Source organism: Streptomyces sp. NPDC028991, from assembly GCF_055564775.1.
Map to the genome: position 1 here is coordinate 162,079 of NZ_JBVHVP010000011.1, position 14,641 is coordinate 176,719.

A 14,641-nucleotide genomic window follows, 5' to 3' on the forward strand; every position below is an offset into this window, starting at 1 on the left:
TGTTGACACCCTTCCCTGGTCTAGTCCATTGTGAGACGCAAGTTCGGCGAGGGGCACAAGTGACGCCCCGTCTCCATGCCGGACGACTTCCGCTTCCGTGACGACCACCCCGGACGAGACGACCATTCCGGACGAGAGCGCGGACCGGGCGATCCCCTGACCAGGGAAACCCCGTCCAACCGAGCCGCCCTCGTCGCCCCGCTCCGCCCCCGGGCGTGAGCGGGCCACGCTGCCCCCATCGACCTCATGTGCGACGGCCCGACCTCCGTCGCGCACACCGCCGTTGCCCGCATCAGGCGACGGCGAGGATCTGGAGCACCACATGGCGACGCCCGATTCCTACCTCCACCGAGCCCCGTCGGACCTCCCCTACTTCAGTGCGGACGCCGACACCTACCTGGCCCGCACCCAGTTACGCGACCTGCGCAAGACACGTCCGCTGCGGGTCCTGTCCGAGGAGGACTTCGCCCACTGGCAGACCTACGGATACGTCGTGGTGAAGGAGGCGATACCCGCGTCCGCCGCCCGCCGGCTGCTCGACTTCGCCTGGGACTTCCAGGGCCTCGACCCCGACCGCCCCGACACCTGGTACCAGGAGCGGGAGTACCGCTCCGACCTCGACCGGGAACTGCACATCTACGGCTTCGTCGAGGCGTACCACCACCAGCTCATCTGGGACAGCCGCCAGACACAGCGCGTCTACGACGCCTTCGTCGACGTATGGGACTGCGAGGAGCTGTGGGTCACCCTGGACCGGCTCAACCTCAACCCGCCCAACACGGGCAACCGCGACCGCGCCCTGATCGAGCGCCGGGAACGCGGCTTCGACATCGAACTGCACTGGGACGTCGACACCACCCTCGGTGTGCTGCCCCAGCGGGTTCAGGGCATCATCGCCCTCAACGACACCAAGCCGGACCACGGCGGCTTCCAGTGCTGTCCCGACCTGTTCCGGCGCTTCGACCGCTGGAAGGCCCTACAGCCCGACGACCGCGACCCGATCCGCCCCGCGATCGACCGCGAGGACATGCCCGTCGTACGGCCCGACCTGGAAGCCGGCGACCTGCTGATCTGGAACGGACTGCTGGCCCACGGCGTCGCACCCAACGTCTCCGGGGAGGGCGTGCGCGCGGTCCAGTACCTGTCGATGATGCCCGCGCTGGAGACCCACCGGACGCTGCGCGACTCCCGCGTCGACTCCTGGCGCACCCTCGCGACCCCCGACTGGAACGCCACGCTGCTCGGCGACGCCCACCGGCACGAGTCCGAGCGCTACGGCCCCGCCGAGCTGAACGAACTCGGCGCCAGGCTGCTGGGCCTCGAGTCCTGGCACGCGGACGACGGCACCGACGCCGACAGCGCCAGGAACGAGGCGACCGACGAAGCCACCGGGGACGCCGCATGCGCAGCATCTGCCTGACCCTGCCCACCAACCGGCCCTGCCCGGACACCATCGCGGCCCTCGGCGAGGAAGCGGCCCACGCCGCCGACCACTTCGGCGTCGAGGTCCACCTGCTGGTCCTCGACTCCTGCCCGCCACCGGTCCACGCCGCCCACGCCGAGGCCGTACGGAGCCTGCCCGCGCACCCCCGGATCACGGCGCACCACCTCGACGAGGCCGCCCAGCGCGACTTCCTGTCACGGGTGACGGCGCACTCCGGCAGCGCCAAGCCCGATCTGCTCCTAGACCTCATGCTCCCGGACGGCCTGTCCTACGGCGCCTGCACCAACCGTGCCTTCCTGATCGCGGCGGCGCTCGGCTGCGAGTCCGTCCACCGCAGGGACTCCGACAGCCGGTACCAGAGCGTGGCCGGCCGTACGGTCTTCCCCGTCCACCACGAACTGCTGTCACTCGGCAGACGCGCCGCCGACGCCGTGCCCCACGTCACCGAGTCGGCCTTGCCCGACCCCCTCCTGGACCGGCGGGTCGCCATGGTGGGCGGCTCCTTCGTGGGCGAACTCTCGGTGGACATCGGGCGGATACGCGACACCGATCCCGGCGTCTACCACGACGTCGTCTCCCTCTGGGCACCCGAGCACTGGTCCGCCGAGCGGAAACGGGAGCTGGTCGAGGAGTCCTTCCTCGGGGCGGGCACCGCCCCCTTCGCGGCCGACCACTCGCTGCTGACACGGGTCGATCCCATGCGGGTGGACATGTGCAACATCGCCTTCCACGGCGACACCGTCAGCGAACGGGTGCCGCTGCCGCCCGCCCGGGACACCATCGGCAGCGACTACTTCCTGATCCACCTGGTGCACGACGCCCGGCTGCCCGGTGTGCTGCACAACCGGCACATCGTCAACTACCACACCGGCGAACGCCGGACCGGGCCCGGCTTCCTCGCCTACCAGACCCGCTTCGTCAAGTTCCTGTTGTCGATGCTCCACTTCCACTTCGTCTACGACCGGATGGCCGAGGCCGGCGACACCCTGCTGGACGACCGCGGCCGGGCCCGCCCCTCCGCCGTCGCCGCCCTGGCCCGTGCGAGCACCGGCCTGGACCATGCGGAGAACGTCCGCCGGCTCGACGCCCTCGACACCGCCTACCGGCGGCTCGGCGGCCGGTACGCCGACTTCGCCGGCCTCCTGGCCGGCCGGCGCGAGCGCCTCCTGGACGAGGCGCGCGGCGACATGGCGGACTTCGCGCTGCTGACGGAGGCCTGGGAGGGCCTGGTGGCCGCGGCCAGCGCCACGCCCCTCGCCCTGACGCCCGGGCAGCCGGAGTGAGCGCGGCGATGACGGAGGATCTCAGCGCATCCCTGGCCACCGCCCTCGCCGCCGCCACCGAGGACCGGCTCGTCTACGACCTCGCCGGCATCGAGCGGCGCTACGACACCCTGCGCCGCGAACTTCCCGGCGTACAGGTGCGGTTCGCCATGAAGGCCTGCCCGGTCGACGAGGTCCTGACCGCCCTGGCACGCAGGGGCGCCGGCGTCGACGCGGCGAGCCCCGGCGAGGTGGCGCAGGCGCTGCGGGCCGGAGTGCCGGCCGGGCGCGTGCACTACGGCAACACCGTCAAGTCCGACCGGAACATCGCCGACGCCCACCGTCTCGGCATCCGCACCTTCGCGACCGACAGCCTCCAGGACGTGGCCGCCCTCGCCGTCCACGCCCCCGGCGCCCGCGTCTTCTGCCGGGTGGCGACCGGTGGAGCGGGCGCCGTATGGGGGCTCAGCCACAAGTTCGGATGCCCGCCCGGCGACGCCGTCCGCGTCATGGCACGGGCCCGGGACGCGGGGCTGGTCCCGGCGGGGCTGTCCGTGCACGTCGGCTCCCAGCAGATGACGGGCGAGGCGTGGCACACCGCCCTGGAGGACCTGGGCGGCACCCTGCGCGCCCTGGGCCGGCGCGGCATCCGCGTCGACCACGTCAACCTCGGCGGCGGCCTGCCCGCGCTCGGCTACCGCGACCGGCACGGCACGCCCCTCGACCCGCCCCTGGACAAGATCTTCGCGGTGATCCGCGAGGGAACGGCCGAGCTGCGCCGCGCCCACGGCGGCCCCCTGGACTTCGTCATCGAGCCCGGCCGGCACCTCGTCGCCGACCACGGGGCGATCCGCGCACACGTCGCCCGCCTCACCGAGCGCCGCGGCGCGGGCGGCGAGCGGCAGTACTGGCTGTACCTGAGCTGCGGCAAGTTCAACGGCCTGTACGAGATGGACGCGCTGCAGTACCGGCTGGTCTTCCCGGGCCACACCGACGGCCCGCGGGTCCCGGCCGTCGTCGCCGGACCCACCTGCGACAGCGACGACGCCTACGCGCACGAGGAGGCACTGGTCCCGGTGCCCGCGGCGCTGGCCTCGGGCGACCCGGTCTGGGTGCTGTCCAGCGGCGCCTACGCGGCCAGTTACACCACCCTGGGCTTCAACGGCTTCGCCCCGCTCCCGTACGCCTGGGCCGGCCGTCCGGACGGGAGCGCCGCCGATGGATGACACCGTGCGCGTACGCCGTATCGACGACGGGGACTGGGACACCGTCGTGGCGCTGGAGCGGGAGGCCTACACCGGACTGGGCCTGTCGGAGGGCAGGGCCGCGCTGCAGTCCCGGGCGGCGGCCTCGCCGGAGACCTGCTTCGTCCTGGACGTCGGCCGCCGCACGGCCGGCTACGTGCTGGCGCTGCCCTACCCGCTCCACCGCTACCCGGACCTCGAACGGGCGGAGGGGGCCGCGCCCGCCTTCCCGCCCGGCAACCTCCATCTGCACGACATCGTCGTGGCGCCCGGCCTGCGCCGCAGAGGGCTGGCGCGGCACCTCCTGCACCACCTCACGAGCACCGCCCGCGCGCGCGGTGACGAGTGGATCTCCCTGGTCGCCGTCGGCGGCACCGAGCGGTTCTGGGCGGCGCGCGGCTTCGTACCCCGGCCCGGGGTCGTGCCCGCCGGCGACTACGGCGCGGACGCCGTCTACATGTCCCAACCCGTGCCGGCGGCCGACCGGACCGGACGGCCGCTCCCCTTCCCACCTCGGTCCCCGTCCCTGCGCGAAGTGAGCTGATGCGCGTGTCCCGTCTCCACGACCCTTTCCACTGCGGCCAGTTGGCGATCGCCGCGCTGTTCCTTTCCCTCGGCTTCCAGTACGCCACCTGGGCCGCCCGGATTCCGGCCGTCAAGTCCGACCTGGACCTGACCGCGGCCGAGGTGGGGGTGCTCCTGATGGCCGCGGGGGCCGGCGCTGCGGTGTCGTTCCCGGTGGTGGCGTGGCTGATGCGACGCCTCGGCTCGCGGCGGCTGGCCCTGCTGTCCCAGCTCGGCCTGGCCCTGCTGCTGCTCGCCCTGGCGGCCGCCCCGAACTACCCGGTGGCCCTGCTGGTGATGTGTGCCGACGGCGTCCTCGTCGGCTGCCTGAACGTGGCCATGAACGCGCAGGGCGCGGCCCTGGAGACACGTCACGAGCGCAACACCATGGCGAAGCTGCACGCGACGTTCAGCGCGGGATCGCTCCTCGCGGCGCTGCTCGCCTCCGGCATGACCGCCGCGACCGGGTCGGTCGGAGCCCACTTCGGCGTGGCCGCCGCCCTCCTCGCCGTACTGGGCGCGTGCGCGCGCACGGGACTGCTCGACGAGGACGCACCCGCCGGTCCGGCCGAGCGGGGGGCGAAGCCGGGCCGCCGCCGCTGGACCGTCCCGTCCGCCCTGACACTGTGGCTGTGCTGCGCCATGGCCTTCGGCACGGTCGCCGAAGGTGCCATGAACGACTGGTCCGCCCTCTACCTGGAGGACGTCGCCGGCGCGTCGGCGGAACTCGCCCCCCTGGGCATCGCCGTCGTCTCGGGAATGATGGTCGTCGCCCGGCTCTTCGCCGACGGCTGGCGGGCTCGCTGGGGAGACGGACGGGTCGTCCTCCTGGGCAGCGCGGTGGCCGGTGCCGGCCTCGCCGCCGCCCTGGTCGGCGGCGGCTTCGCACCGGCCCTCGCCGGCTTCGCCTGCATGGGCCTGGGCCTCGCGGCCGTGACCCCCTGCGTCTACGCCGCCGCCGCCCGGCAGGGCCCGGCCGCGCTGACCCTGGTCGCCGCCATGGGAACCACCGGCCTGCTGGCCGGCCCGCCGCTCATCGGCTTCATCGCCGGTGCGAGCGACCTCGCCTGGGGCATGGGCGCCGTCGCCGCGTCGGCGGTCGCCGTCTCGCTGTGCAGCACCCGCATCCGCTGGACCCCCGCCCCCGCGGTCCGGGGAGAGGCCTCCCACGCCTGACCGCGACACCCCCGGCGCTCACCACCCCGGCCGGGCCCGCCTCCCGAACAGCAGCCCGCGCGGCTCCGGCGGGGGCGGCGTGCCGCGCCGCAGCGGCCAGGCGATCAGCATGCCGACGACGAAGCCGACGACATGGGCCACATAGGCCACCGTGCCCGCGTCCGGGACCGCCCCGCCGGACGAGTAGACCGCCTGCAGCCCGAACCAGAAGCCCAGCACGATCCAGGCCGGCAGGCGCAGCGGCAGGAAGACGAGGAAGGGGACGAGAACCCAGACGCGCGCCTTCGGATACAGCACCAGATAGGCGCCGAGCACCCCGGCGATCGCGCCCGAAGCACCGATCAGCGGGGCGCCCGAGCCGGAGTCGAGGAGGGCGAAGCCGTAGGTCGCCGCGTAGCCGCAGACGCCGTAGAACAGCAGGTAGCGCACATGGCCCAGCCGGTCCTCGACGTTGTTGCCGAAGATCCAGAGGAAGAGCATGTTGCCCAGCAGGTGCAACCAGCCGCCGTGCAGGAACATCGCCGTCAGGACGCTCAGCTCCGGGGACTTGTCGTAGTCCGGCGGCCCGACCACGCAGCCCGGCCCCTGCGGGCCGACCCCGGTGTCGCCCGTCGGCACCAGTCCCGGCAGCCGGTGGTGGAGCAACTCCCGCGGCACCGCCGCGTACTGGTCCAGGAAGGCCTCCAGGCGGCACAGCTGGGCGAGCCCGCCCTCGCCCGTCAGGGGAGCGGCGGTACCGGGGGTGAACAGGAAGACCAGGACGTTCGCGAGGATCAGGGCATACGTCACCCAGGGGGTGCGGCGCGCGGGGTTCACGTCATGGACGGGGATGACCACGAGACACTACTGCCCGCCTGCCGGACGGTGAATCCGTACGTCCCCTGAACGCCCGCGTCCGGGTCTGCGTATGTCCTCTCAACCGCCCGCGGCCCGGGGAAGGCGGGGCGCGGGGACGACGTGAGGAACAGGCGATGAACGAACGGGTCACACCGGCTCCGGCCATGCACGCGCTGCCCGACGGCGAGGCCGAGGTCGCCCTCGTGCTGCGCCTGCCGTGGGAGGACGTCGCCCGGCTCGGTCAGGAGGCCGGGCGGCTGGCCGCGCAGATGCAGCGCCCGGTCACCCTGGACGAGGCGGTGAGCCACCGGCTGCGCTCCGCGCGGGGCGCGGCGCACGCCAAGCCGGCGGGTGAGCAGCCGCCCGCGGTGAGCACCCCGGGGCCGGCGGCCGCCCCGGCCCGCGTGACCACCCCGGCGCCGGTGTCGTCCCTGCCGTCGCGGCCCCCGGCGGAGCAGGCACGGCAGGCCATCGACCGGATCAACGGGACGGCGTAGCGGGCGGCGTGGCAGGCCGCTCAGACCTGCCGCTCCACCGCCCTCGCCGCCTTGCGGGCGGCCACCAGCACGGGGTCCCACACCGGTGAGAAGGGCGGCGCGTAGCCCAGGTCCAGGGCCGTCATCCGTTCCACCGTCATACCGGCCGTGAGGGCGACCGCGGCGACGTCGACCCGCTTGCCCGCGCCCTCCCGGCCGACGATCTGGACGCCGAGCAGCCGTCCCGTGCGCCGTTCGGCGAGCATCTTCACCGTCATGGGGGAGGCGCCCGGGTAGTAGCCGGCGCGGCTGGTGGACTCGACGGTGACCGCCTCGAACCGCAGCCCCGCCCGCAGCGCGTCCTTCTCGCGCAGCCCGGTCCGCGCGATCTCCAGGTCGCAGACCTTGCTGACCGCCGTGCCGACCACGCCCGGGAAGGTGGCGTAGCCGCCGCCCGCGTTGGTGCCGATGACCTGGCCGTGCTTGTTGGCGTGCGTGCCGAGCGGGATGTGCCGGTCCTGCCCGGAGACCAGGTCGAGCACTTCCACGCAGTCGCCGCCCGCCCAGACGTTCTCGTGCCCGCGCACCCGCATGGCCAGGTCGGTCAGCAGCCCGCCGTGGGCGCCGACCGGCAGCCCGGCGGCCTCGGCGAGCCCGGTCTCGGGGCGTACGCCGATGCCGAGCACCACCACGTCGGCCGGGAACTCGGCGTCCTGCGTGGCCACCGCCCGGACCCGGCCGTCGTCCCCGGTGAGCACCTTGGTGACCTCGGCGTCGTTCACCATGGTGATACCGAGCCCCTCCATCGCCTCGTGCACCAGGCGGCCCATGTCCGGATCGAGCGTGGACATCGGCTCCCGGCCGCGGTTGACGACCGTCACCTCGTAGCCGCGGCTGATGAGCGCCTCGGCCATCTCCACGCCGATGTACCCGGCGCCGACGACCACCGCGCGCCGGCCACGCGTGCGTGCCAGCGTGTCGAGCAGGGCCTGCCCGTCGTCCAGCGTCTGCACCCCGTGCACGCCGGGCGCGTCGACACCCGGCAGCTCCGGGCGGATCGGACGGGCACCGGTCCCGATCACGAGCTTGTCGTACGACGTCCAGGACTCCGCGCCCGAATCGACGTCACGCGCGCGTACCCGCCCGCCGGTGACGTCGATCTCGGTGACCTCGGTGCGCATCCGCAGATCGATGCCACGCGCGCGGTGCTCCTCGGGCGTCCGGGCGATCAGCCGGTCCCGGTCGGTCACGTCACCGCCGACCCAGTACGGGATGCCGCACGCCGAGAACGAACTGAAGTGGCCCCGTTCGAACGCCACGATCTCCAGCTCGTCCGGGCCCTTCAGCCGACGGGCCTGTGACGCCGCGGACATCCCCGCGGCGTCACCGCCGACCACGACCAGGCGCTCCCTGGCCCGTCCGGTCCCACTCGTCCCGCTCGTCCCGCTCGCAGCGCTCATGCTCATGCGAACACGCTACGGGGGCGGGGCGTTTCAGTCCTGCCCGCCGGACTCCTCGTGGCGTGCGGCCCCGGGCGCCGGGCGGGCCGTCGGCAGCGAGGCGGACGTGGCGGACGCGGCTCCGGCTCCCGTGGGCGCCGTGGGCGAAGCCGGCACCGGTGCCGGGCGGCGCGGCAGCCGGGGCCGCACCACCCGCAGCCACAACAGCGCCAGCACCACCGCCACCGCGGCGAACGGCAGCACCGCGCCGAGCGCCACCGCCACCCAGCGCAGCATCGTCACGAAGGCGTCCCAGCCGCCCGCCAGCGCGTCCGTGAACCCGGGGTCGTCGTCCTGCTCCGCCCGTTCCACCGGCGTCTCGGACAGGGAGAGAGTGATGGTGGCCAGGCTCGTACGGTCCTCGAGGGCCGCCTGCCGGGCGAGCAGCGCCTCCAGCTCCGCCTGGCGGGTGCTCAGTTCGCCCTCCAGCGTCACCACGTCGCTCAGCTTCGTCGCCCGGTCCATCAGCTCGCGGACGCGGGCCACGCTGGCGCGCTGCGACTTGACGCGGCTCTCCACGTCCACGACCTGCTCGGTGACGTCCTCGGCCTTCGCGTTGCGTTCGAGGAGCTTCCCGGCGCCCTCGAGCTCGTCGAGCACCTCTGCGTAGCGCTCCACGGGCACGCGCAGGACGACCCGGGTCCGCTCGTGGCCCTCCTCGTCCCGGGTGGTGGTCTCGTCGCCGACGTAACCGCCGGCGTTCTCGGTCGCGGTACGGGCCGCTCCGAGGGCCTTCGGGGCGTCCTCGACCCGCACCGTCAGGGAGGCGGTGCGGATGATGTGCGTAGAGGCGGGTTCCGGCGGCGCGGTCGCCTTCGCGCCGGCGGCCTCGCCGCCCGCGGCACCGTCCCGGTCCTCGGCCCGTCCGTCGGCGCGCGACTGCTCCCGCGGCGCGACCCCCTGCGGCGGCGCCTCCTTCGCCGCGCTGCCGGCCGAGTCGGAGCCGGCGTCGGACCGGGTGCAGCCGGTGAGGGCGAGGGCGGTGGCCAGCAGCAGGCCGGCCAGGAGGCGGGCGGGCGGCGCGGAACGGTGTGCCGAGCGTGGTGCTGATCGCGGTGTGCGCATGGCGGTACCCCCGAGGGCCGTGACGACTGACGCTCCTTCGACGCGGGGAGGGGCGCGGACGTTGGCGCGGAACGGTTCCGAAGAGGTCACGGTCCGGACTCGCGCCATCGCGGGACGCGACGGACCCGCGGCGGACGCGCGCAGGCACCCGGCCCCGCGGGGCTGTCGGCGCGGTCTGAGACGCTGGGGGCATGTGCGCAAGTGAGAGCCCCGCGGGCCGGCTTCCCGCGGACCCGGGGCATGCCGTCGTCATCGGAGCCGGAATCGCCGGACTGGCCGCCGCCCACCGTCTGCTGGAGCGCGGCGCCCGGGTCACCGTGCTGGAGGCGTCCGGCCGCGTCGGCGGCAAGCTGCTGCCCGGCGAGATCGCCGGAGTGCGCGTCGACCTCGGCGCCGAGTCGATGCTGGCCCGCCGCCCCGAGGCCGTCGGTCTCGCCCGTGAGGCCGGTCTCGCGGACCGCCTCCAGGCACCGGCCACCGCGTCGGCCTCCCTGTGGACCCGTGGCGCCCTGCGCCCCATGCCCAAGGGCCACGTCATGGGCGTCCCCGGCACCGCCGCCGCCCTGGCCGGCGTCCTCTCCGACGAGGGCCTCGCCCGTATCGGGCGCGACGCCGAACTTCCCCGTACCGAGGTCGGCGACGACGTGGCGGTGGGGGAGTACGTGGCGGCACGCCTCGGCCGCGAGGTCGTCGACCGCCTCGTCGAACCACTGCTGGGCGGCGTCTACGCCGGCGACGCCTACCGCATCTCCCTGCGCTCGGCCGTGCCCCAGCTCTTCGAGGCCGCCCGCACCCACACCTCGCTCACCGAGGCCGTGCGCGCCCTCCAGGGCCGGACGGCCACCTCACCGCCGGGCGGCCCGGTGTTCATGGGTATCGCGGGCGGTATCGGCACCCTCCCGCTCGCGGTCGCCCGGTCGGTGCGCGCGCGGGGCGGCGAGATCATCACGGACGCGCCCGTATCGGAGCTGCGCCGCACGGCCCACGACGGCTGGCGGATCGTCGCCGGCGACCGGGCGCTGCACGCGGACGCCGTCGTCGTGGCCGTCCCCGCCCGCCCCGCCGCCGAACTGCTGCGGGCCGAGGCCCCCGCCGCCGCGGCCGAGCTGGCCGCCGTGGAGTACGCCTCCATGGCCCTGATCTCCCTCGCCTACCGCCGCTCGGACACGGCCACGCTCCCCGAGGGCAGCGGCTTCCTCGTACCGCCGGTCGACGGGCGCACCATCAAGGCGGCCACCTTCGCCTCCCGCAAGTGGGGCTGGATCGCCGACGAGGACCCGGACCTGGTCGTCCTGCGCACCTCCGTCGGACGGTACGGCGAGACGGAGATCCTCGGCCGCGACGACGCGGGCCTGGTCGCCGTCTCACGGCACGACCTGGGGGAGGCCACCGGACTCACCGCCGAGCCCGTCGCCACCCGCGTCACCCGCTGGCGGGACGGCCTGCCCCAGTACCCCGTCGGCCACCACGCGCGCGTGGCCCGCGTCCGCGAGCACGTCGCGGGGCTCCCCGGCCTCGCGGTGTGCGGCGCGGCCTACGACGGCGTCGGCATCCCGGCGAGCATCGCGAGCGCGTACGCGGCCGTGGACCAGCTCCGGGGTGACCTGCGAGGTGTGGAGCAGCTCACCGCCCACCCGGTGCAGAGCCTGCACGGCGGAGCGGGAGAATAGGGCCATGAGTGACGACGCCTCCACCCCCGCTGCCGACCGGATCCCCAACAAGGGCAAGCTGGCCAAGGACCTCAACGAGGTCATCCGCTACACGCTCTGGTCCGTCTTCAAGCTCAAGGACGTGCTCCCCGACGACGCCGCGCGCGCGGGCTACGCCGACGAGGTCCAGGAGCTGTTCGACCAGCTCGCCGCCAAGGACGTGACGATCCGCGGCACCTACGACGTGTCCGGTCTGCGCGCCGACGCCGACCTCATGATCTGGTGGCACGCGGAGACCGCCGACCAGCTCCAGGAGGCGTACAACCTCTTCCGCCGCACCAGGCTCGGCCGCGCGCTGGAACCGGTCTGGTCGAACATGGCGCTGCACCGCCCCGCCGAGTTCAACCGCGCGCACATCCCGGCCTTCCTGGCCGACGAGACGCCCCGGAACTACATCAGCGTCTACCCGTTCGTGCGCTCCTACGACTGGTACCTGCTGCCCGACGAGGACCGCCGCCGCATGCTCGCCGACCACGGCAAGATGGCCCGCGGCTACCCGGACGTGCGCGCCAACACGGTCGCCTCGTTCTCCCTCGGCGACTACGAGTGGATCCTCGCCTTCGAGGCCGACGAACTGCACCGCATCGTCGACCTCATGCGCCACCTGCGCGCCTCCGAGGCCCGGATGCACGTCCGCGAGGAGGTCCCGTTCTACACGGGGCGCCGCAAGGACATCGGCGAGCTGGTGGCCGGGCTCGCCTGACCGGCGGACGTGGTTGCCGGGCCGGCCGGGGGTTCGGGGGTTGTCCCCCGGGCGGCGGGGCACGGGGCGCCGCAAGGACATCGGCGAGCTGGTGGCCGGGCTCGCCTGATCAGGCCGCCGGCGCCGCGGCGGATCCGGCCTCCGGCTCGGCCGCGGACCTCGGCTCCGGTTCCGGGCGCGGGGCGCACGACGCGTCCCGCGCCGGGCGGCGGCCCTCCAGCAGGTAGGCCTCCAGGTAGCCGTTGACGCAGGCGTTCGGACCGCCGCCGACGCCGTGCGTACCCGCGTCCCGCTCGGTCACCAGCACCGAGCCCGACAACCGCCGGTGCAGCTCCAGCGCCCCGCCGTACGGAGTGGCGGCGTCCCGCTCGGCGGCCAGGATCAGCGTCGGAGGCAGCTCGCCCGGCCCGGTGCGCACGTCGAGAGGGGTCTGCCGGGGCGCCTGCCAGTAGGCGCACGGCAGGTTGGTCCAGACGTTGTCCCACGTCTCGAACGGCGCCCGGCGCGCCAGCCGCGTGTTGTCCCGGTCCCAGACCGCGAAGTCGGTCGGCCAGGGCGCGTCGTTGCACTCGACCGCCGTGTAGACGGCACTGGAGTTCTCCGCCCCGGCCGCCCCTTCCTCGGTCCGCGTCCCCGCCTGGTCGACCAGCGGCCGCGGATCCCCCTTCAGATACGCCGACAGCTCCTCGGCGCGGTGCGGCCAGTAGTCGTCGTAGTACCCGGCTTCGAGGAACGCCCCCTGCAACTGCGCGGGGCCCACCGTCCCGCCCGCGGGCTCCGCCGCGAGCCGCGCGCTCGCCTCCTCGTAGCCGTTCTGCACTTCCCTGGGCGTGTCCCCGAGCCCGTACACGGCGTCGTGCTCGGCGACCCACTCCTTGAAGTCCGACCAGCGGTCCTCGAACGCCTCCGACTGGTCGAGGTTGTTGCGGTACCAGACCTGCTCCGGGTCCGGATTCACCACCGAGTCGAACACCATCCGCCGCACGTGCGAGGGGAACAGCTCGGCGTACAGCGCCCCGAGATAGGTGCCGTACGACGCGCCCATGAACGTGAGCCGCCGCTCGCCCAGCGCGGCCCGCACGACCTCCAGGTCACGGGCGTTGTTGAGGGAGTGGTAGTGCCGCAGCGCGTCCCCGGCACGTTCGGCGCAGCCGCGCGCGTATGCCCCGGCCTCGGCGGCGCGCTGCCTCTTGTACGCGTCCGAGGGCCGCGTCGGCGCCGGCCGGGGCCCCTTGAAGAAGTCCCCGGGGTCCTGGCAGGACAGCGGCGCGGAGGGCGCGACCCCGCGCGGGGCGTAGCCGACGAGGTCGTACGCCGCCGCGATCCGCTTCCACTCGGGCACCATGCCGACCAGCGGGAAGTACAGGCCCGAGGCGCCCGGTCCGCCCGGGTTGTAGAGCAGCGCGCCCTGCCCGGGCACCTTGCGCTTGCTGTTGTCCGGGTCCTTGTGCGTGGCCCGCATCCGGCTGACGGTGAGCCGGATCAGCTTCCCGTCGGGATGCGCGTAGTCCAGGGGCACGGCGACCGTGCCGCAGCGCATGCCGTCCGGCAGGTTCTCCGCTTCCGGACACCTTCCGAAGTCGACGCCTGCCACCGCGGCCCGCTGCGCCGCCACGGCCGTGCCGCGCGCTTCGGCGCTCCCGGACGAGAGCCCCGCCCTCGCCTCCGCCGGGGCGGCCGCGAGGGTGGTCAGCAGCAAGGACCCGGCGGCCGAGTAGAGGGCGGCAGCTCGCATCGCGTATCCCTTCGGTGCACGGTGTGACAGAAGGGATGTTTGATGCGGCGACCGGGCGGGGCAAGCACCGCCCGCGGGTGTCGGCGCCGAGTGCCTCCGTGCGCCCCCGGCGCGTCAGGCCTGGCGCTCCCAGTAGTCCCCGGCGTACTCCTCGCGGTGGGCGAAGGCCGCGCGCAGGTCGGGTTCGCCGATCGCGTGGACGCCCCGTACGGCGACCGACGTGAGGTAGGCGCGGTCGTCCGCCGAGCCGTCGGCGTGCCGCACGAGGGAACCGATCAGCCGCTGCCCGGCGGGGGAGGCCCAGTACGAGTACGGGTGGGCCTCCATCCGCGTGATGGCGAGGCACCCCAGGGTCAGCGCGAGCGGCAGCGCGAACCACAGGGCGATCAGCAGCCGCGGCTGGTCCGCCGGCAGTGGCAGAACCAGGGCGGCGCCGCCCAGCGCGCACACGGTCACCGCGGCGACCCGCACCCGCCGGACCCCGGCGGCGACGCTGCGGGCGCCGTCCGGCACGGCGAGGCCCGCGCCGACCAGCCGTTCGGCAAGGCGGCGCACCGCGTCCGCGGTCGCCGCGGTGGCCCGTACCGGCGCGATCCGGGACTGTCCACCGGGCCCTATCGCCCCTATGACCGACCGCTCCATCTCGTCCCGCCCACGCGGGTCGACGACGGTCGCCCAGCCGGTGTGCGCGAGCAGCAGCCGGCGCTGGCGTGCCATGGAGACCAGCGTCAGGTCGGCGACCCGCCGGGGGCCGCCGGCCAGGAACGCCGCCTCGTACAAGGTCAGGGCGTGCTCACGGCCGACGGTGTGCGGGCCGACGGCAGCCGCGCGCACGGCGGCCAGACACAGCCGCAGGCAGGCCAGGCCGGCGACGGCCCAGGCCGACAGGAGCAGGAGGACCCAGAACATGCCGTACTTCTATGCCAA

The 14,641-nt window shown here is 74.3% G+C and carries 13 protein-coding genes; 8 read left to right on the top strand and 5 right to left on the bottom strand.

Annotated elements, in window-relative coordinates; all coding sequences use genetic code 11:
* Positions 1-322 precede the first annotated feature (322 nt).
* The 5 genes from ACZ4V1_RS22275 to ACZ4V1_RS22295 are packed head-to-tail and all read left to right on the top strand — an operon-like array spanning position 323 to position 5,690.
* Positions 323-1,420 (top strand): phytanoyl-CoA dioxygenase family protein, encoded by a 1,098-nt coding sequence (locus tag ACZ4V1_RS22275; protein ID WP_468338758.1) that lies wholly within the window; start codon positions 323-325, stop codon positions 1,418-1,420.
* Entirely contained in the window at positions 1,402-2,727 is a 1,326-nt protein-coding gene (locus tag ACZ4V1_RS22280; RefSeq protein WP_468338760.1) for a DUF6271 family protein, read from the top strand. The genes ACZ4V1_RS22275 and ACZ4V1_RS22280 overlap by 19 nt, the downstream gene beginning before the upstream one ends.
* Before the next feature lie 8 nt (positions 2,728-2,735).
* On the top strand, positions 2,736-3,932 hold the full coding sequence (locus tag ACZ4V1_RS22285) for a type III PLP-dependent enzyme (RefSeq protein WP_468338762.1): 1,197 nt from the start codon (positions 2,736-2,738) through the stop codon (positions 3,930-3,932).
* Entirely contained in the window at positions 3,925-4,494 is a 570-nt protein-coding gene (locus tag ACZ4V1_RS22290) for a GNAT family N-acetyltransferase (RefSeq protein ID WP_468338763.1), read from the top strand. Before ACZ4V1_RS22285 ends, ACZ4V1_RS22290 begins: the two co-directional genes overlap by 8 nt.
* Positions 4,494-5,690 (top strand): MFS transporter, encoded by a 1,197-nt coding sequence (locus tag ACZ4V1_RS22295; RefSeq protein ID WP_468338765.1) that lies wholly within the window; start codon positions 4,494-4,496, stop codon positions 5,688-5,690. The genes ACZ4V1_RS22290 and ACZ4V1_RS22295 overlap by 1 nt, the downstream gene beginning before the upstream one ends.
* A gap of 18 nt (positions 5,691-5,708) precedes the next feature.
* On the opposite strand, the gene ACZ4V1_RS22300 is transcribed toward ACZ4V1_RS22295, so the two are convergent.
* Positions 5,709-6,527 carry a rhomboid family intramembrane serine protease gene (locus tag ACZ4V1_RS22300; RefSeq protein WP_468338767.1) on the bottom strand — a complete coding sequence of 273 codons (819 nt, stop codon included), beginning with the start codon at positions 6,525-6,527 and terminating at the stop codon, positions 5,709-5,711.
* A 134-nt stretch (positions 6,528-6,661) separates the two neighbouring features.
* Here ACZ4V1_RS22300 and ACZ4V1_RS22305 point away from each other — a divergent pair, with 134 nt between their 5' ends.
* Positions 6,662-7,024 (top strand): hypothetical protein, encoded by a 363-nt coding sequence (locus ACZ4V1_RS22305; RefSeq protein ID WP_468338768.1) that lies wholly within the window; start codon positions 6,662-6,664, stop codon positions 7,022-7,024.
* Between the two features lie 20 nt (positions 7,025-7,044).
* Here the strand turns inward: ACZ4V1_RS22305 and ACZ4V1_RS22310 are convergent, their stop codons facing one another.
* Entirely contained in the window at positions 7,045-8,469 is a 1,425-nt protein-coding gene (locus ACZ4V1_RS22310; RefSeq protein ID WP_468338770.1) for an FAD-dependent oxidoreductase, read from the bottom strand.
* A 27-nt stretch (positions 8,470-8,496) separates the two neighbouring features.
* Positions 8,497-9,567, bottom strand: a complete 1,071-nt coding sequence (locus ACZ4V1_RS22315) for a DUF4349 domain-containing protein (protein ID WP_468338772.1) — start codon at positions 9,565-9,567, stop codon at positions 8,497-8,499.
* A 191-nt stretch (positions 9,568-9,758) separates the two neighbouring features.
* Here ACZ4V1_RS22315 and hemG point away from each other — a divergent pair, with 191 nt between their 5' ends.
* On the top strand, positions 9,759-11,237 hold the full coding sequence (gene hemG, locus ACZ4V1_RS22320) for a protoporphyrinogen oxidase (protein WP_468338774.1): 1,479 nt from the start codon (positions 9,759-9,761) through the stop codon (positions 11,235-11,237).
* A 4-nt stretch (positions 11,238-11,241) separates the two neighbouring features.
* Positions 11,242-11,979: a hydrogen peroxide-dependent heme synthase gene (gene hemQ / locus ACZ4V1_RS22325; RefSeq protein WP_468338776.1), complete on the top strand. Its 738-nt coding sequence runs from the start codon at positions 11,242-11,244 to the stop codon at positions 11,977-11,979.
* A gap of 109 nt (positions 11,980-12,088) precedes the next feature.
* Here the strand turns inward: hemQ and ACZ4V1_RS22330 are convergent, their stop codons facing one another.
* Positions 12,089-13,714: an alpha/beta hydrolase gene (locus ACZ4V1_RS22330; protein ID WP_468338778.1), complete on the bottom strand. Its 1,626-nt coding sequence runs from the start codon at positions 13,712-13,714 to the stop codon at positions 12,089-12,091.
* Positions 13,715-13,828: 114 nt separating this feature from the next.
* Positions 13,829-14,623: a TIGR04222 domain-containing membrane protein gene (locus tag ACZ4V1_RS22335; RefSeq protein WP_468338780.1), complete on the bottom strand. Its 795-nt coding sequence runs from the start codon at positions 14,621-14,623 to the stop codon at positions 13,829-13,831.
* Positions 14,624-14,641 lie beyond the last annotated feature (18 nt).

Excerpts from the sequence above, each read along its gene's own strand:
- ACZ4V1_RS22275 (WP_468338758.1), top strand. The coding sequence starts at position 323 with ATGGCGACGCCCGATTCCTACCTCCACCGAGCCCCGTCGGACCTCCCC.
- ACZ4V1_RS22285 (WP_468338762.1), top strand. The coding sequence starts at position 2,736 with ATGACGGAGGATCTCAGCGCATCCCTGGCCACCGCCCTCGCCGCCGCC.
- ACZ4V1_RS22330 (WP_468338778.1), bottom strand. The coding sequence starts at position 13,714 with ATGCGAGCTGCCGCCCTCTACTCGGCCGCCGGGTCCTTGCTGCTGACC.
- ACZ4V1_RS22295 (WP_468338765.1), top strand. The coding sequence starts at position 4,494 with ATGCGCGTGTCCCGTCTCCACGACCCTTTCCACTGCGGCCAGTTGGCG.
- ACZ4V1_RS22310 (WP_468338770.1), bottom strand. The coding sequence starts at position 8,469 with ATGAGCATGAGCGCTGCGAGCGGGACGAGCGGGACGAGTGGGACCGGA.
- ACZ4V1_RS22280 (WP_468338760.1), top strand. The coding sequence starts at position 1,402 with ATGCGCAGCATCTGCCTGACCCTGCCCACCAACCGGCCCTGCCCGGAC.
- hemQ (WP_468338776.1), top strand. The coding sequence starts at position 11,242 with ATGAGTGACGACGCCTCCACCCCCGCTGCCGACCGGATCCCCAACAAG.
- ACZ4V1_RS22305 (WP_468338768.1), top strand. The coding sequence starts at position 6,662 with ATGAACGAACGGGTCACACCGGCTCCGGCCATGCACGCGCTGCCCGAC.
- hemG (WP_468338774.1), top strand. The coding sequence starts at position 9,759 with ATGTGCGCAAGTGAGAGCCCCGCGGGCCGGCTTCCCGCGGACCCGGGG.
- ACZ4V1_RS22315 (WP_468338772.1), bottom strand. The coding sequence starts at position 9,567 with ATGCGCACACCGCGATCAGCACCACGCTCGGCACACCGTTCCGCGCCG.
- ACZ4V1_RS22290 (WP_468338763.1), top strand. The coding sequence starts at position 3,925 with ATGGATGACACCGTGCGCGTACGCCGTATCGACGACGGGGACTGGGAC.
- ACZ4V1_RS22335 (WP_468338780.1), bottom strand. The coding sequence starts at position 14,623 with ATGTTCTGGGTCCTCCTGCTCCTGTCGGCCTGGGCCGTCGCCGGCCTG.